This window comes from Streptomyces sp. NPDC002130, from assembly GCF_040296465.1.
Taxonomy (GTDB): domain Bacteria; phylum Actinomycetota; class Actinomycetes; order Streptomycetales; family Streptomycetaceae; genus Streptomyces.
On the sequence record NZ_JBEOXI010000534.1, the window covers coordinates 1 to 2,585 of the forward strand.

Genomic DNA, 2,585 nt, shown 5'->3' on the forward strand with positions numbered 1-2,585 from the left:
CATGTGCCTCTGACCTGCATGTTTCTACCGTGTGCCGACACGTACCCGTCCCCATCGCACACGAGGAAGTGGCGCCCATGGCCTCCGCGAGATCCAACCCGATCGGTGAGTGCAGGCGCCCCAGCTCGGCGTCGGTGACGCCTCGCTCCTTCAACAGCGCCACCCGACGCTCATGCGTCGCACGACTTCCCATCGCACCCACGTATGCAGCCGACGAACGCAGCGCGATCTCGAGCAACGGGATGTCGAACTTCTCGTCGTGGGTGAGCACGGCCAGGACGGTTTTGTTGTCGATCGGTGCGGTTTCGAGGAACTTGTGTGGCCACATGACGACCAGATCATGGGCATCGGGGAAACGCGCTCGAGTCGCGAAGACCGGCCGTGCGTCCACGACGGTCACGCGGTAACCAGCAAAGGCGCCCAACGTACACATCGAGGCGGCGAAGTCGATGGCTCCGAAGACGTACATCCGCGGTAGTGGCGCGAAGATCTCGACCAGCAGGTCGTGCTGCGAATCGATGAGAGTTCCCGCGGGTGCGACAAAAGCTACGGACTCACCGGTCTCCATCGTGCGCAGCAGGATGGCGACCTCGTCCTCCGTGGCATCCAGATCCCCGCTGCGTCGGCCGTGCTCGACGACGAGGTGCCGTGCCGGCGCGCCCGGACGCACTTCGGTGACCACGACGACGGGCGTATCGGCCTCGATCCGTTCACAAACCTGACCGAACTCGACGAAATCGGCTCCGACGGCCTGGACGAACACTTCGATGGTTCCGCCGCAGGTCAGCCCTACTCCGATGGCGTCGTCGTCGGAGACGCTGAAGACCTCGACGCGACTGGTGCCGTCGGCGAGAACCTCCTGGGCGATCTCGTACAGCGCACTCTCGATGCACCCGCCCGAGACGCTGCCGACCACCTCGCCGGAGCGTGAGACGGCCATGGAAGCACCGGGCATGCGTGGTGAGGATCGCCAGGTACGGACAACCGTCGCCAGTGCAAAATCCTCGCCACGGGCGTGCCACTGCGCCAGCTGAGTGGAAATGTCGCGCATCGCCTCGCCTCCCGCTTGCATCGCCGTACGTAGAGAGTTCACGGTATCGGCCCACCGCAATCCTGCCTGTCACACAATGCGCCTAAATCCGGCCCCTGCAGTTGTGCAATGTCGCCGTCGCATCACCTTGCGCTCTCGACCAGTGTTGTCACCGAGCCCAGCCGAAAGCAGGCCTGACCTTCATTCTTCCCCTCTCCGACGATCACTGCAGCGGCAATTCACGCAGATGGTGCGACGGATCGAGTGGGCGACGTTGCACACCACAGAACCGAGGTTTCTACGATGGACCAATTGCTCAGCGGTATCAAAGTTCTCGACCTCACCCGCGCTCTCGCGGGGCCTTTGTGCACGTCGCTGCTGTCGGACTTCGGCGCCGACGTGGTCAAGGTCGAAACCCGTGGCTCCGGCGACAGTTCGCGTCAGTGGCCGCCGTTCGACGGCGATCGAAGCCTCTACTTCGCGTCCGTGAACCGCGGCAAGAGGTCGATCGCCATCGACATGCGCAGTGACCGCGGACGGAAACTGCTTCGCAGCCTGGCCCTCGACGCGGATGTGCTGGTCGAGAATTTCCGTCCGGGAGTACTGGCCGACATGGGGCTCGATCCCGATTCGCTCGAGCAGGAGAATCCAGGGCTCGTCGTGATGAGCATCAGTGGTTTCGGCCCGGTGGGCCCCGACCAGTTCGCGCCCGGACTCGATCAGGTGGCCCAGGGCATGTCCGGGTTGATGTCGGTCACCGGTGCCGGTGAACAGACCCCGATGCGGGTCGGTATCCCCATCATCGACACGGTCTCGGGCATCTACGCGGCACTGGGAATCACGGCGGCACTGGCTTCGCGCGGACGCGACGGTCGTGGGCACCGCGTGCAGACCTCGTTGCTGGAATCCGCGATCTCGATCATGACCTTCCAGGCGCAGGACTACCTGAGCACCGGGCGGGTTTCGACGCCGAACGGCAATACGCACCCGACGATCACGCCGTACGGCGCTTTCGACACTGCCGACTTCCCGATCAACATTGCCACCGGCTCGGACAAGCACTGGATCGCACTGTGCTCGGTTATCGGCGACCCCGACCTCGCCTTCCGTGCCGAATATGCCACGGGTAAAGAGCGTTTGGCACACCGTGACCAACTGACCAAAGAACTCGAGGAGCTACTGACCGCAAAAGGGGCGGCGCAGTGGATCGCCGAGATCCGCGGTGCCGGAATTCCCTGCGGCCCGATCCATTCGATCGATCAGGTGTTCTCCGACCCGCAGGTCGAGGCTCTGCAGATGGTCGAGCAGACGCACAGCGCCGACGGGACGTCGATTCCCGTTGTCCGCGGACCGTTCTGGGTGGACGGCAAGACTCTTCCCGTCAGAAATGCGCCACCCATGACTCTCGGCGGTGACGCCGACGGGGTACTCGCCGACTTCGGCCTTCGCCCGGAGGAGATCGAGGACCTTCGCGCGAATTCGGTGATCTGACCGCACACTAGTAACAGAGCAGACGCTCTGTTACTGTGCGTTCATGCCTCGGCCCCGCGTCCAC

At 63.9% G+C, this 2,585-nt stretch carries 2 protein-coding genes; one reads left to right on the top strand and one right to left on the bottom strand.

Features of this window, described 5'->3' with window-relative positions:
* Positions 1-1,051 (bottom strand): XdhC family protein (locus ABT116_RS42340; protein ID WP_351645832.1); only part of this gene is annotated, 1,051 nt, incomplete at its 3' end.
* Between the two features lie 282 nt (positions 1,052-1,333).
* On the opposite strand from ABT116_RS42340, the gene ABT116_RS42345 reads away from it, so the two are divergent.
* A complete protein-coding gene (locus tag ABT116_RS42345) occupies positions 1,334-2,521 on the top strand; it encodes a CaiB/BaiF CoA transferase family protein (RefSeq protein WP_095971632.1) in 1,188 nt (395 codons plus the stop codon).
* Positions 2,522-2,585: the final 64 nt, after the last annotated feature.

Coding starts and splice junctions, on each gene's coding strand:
- ABT116_RS42345 (WP_095971632.1), top strand. CDS start 1,334: ATGGACCAATTGCTCAGCGGTATCAAAGTTCTCGACCTCACCCGCGCT.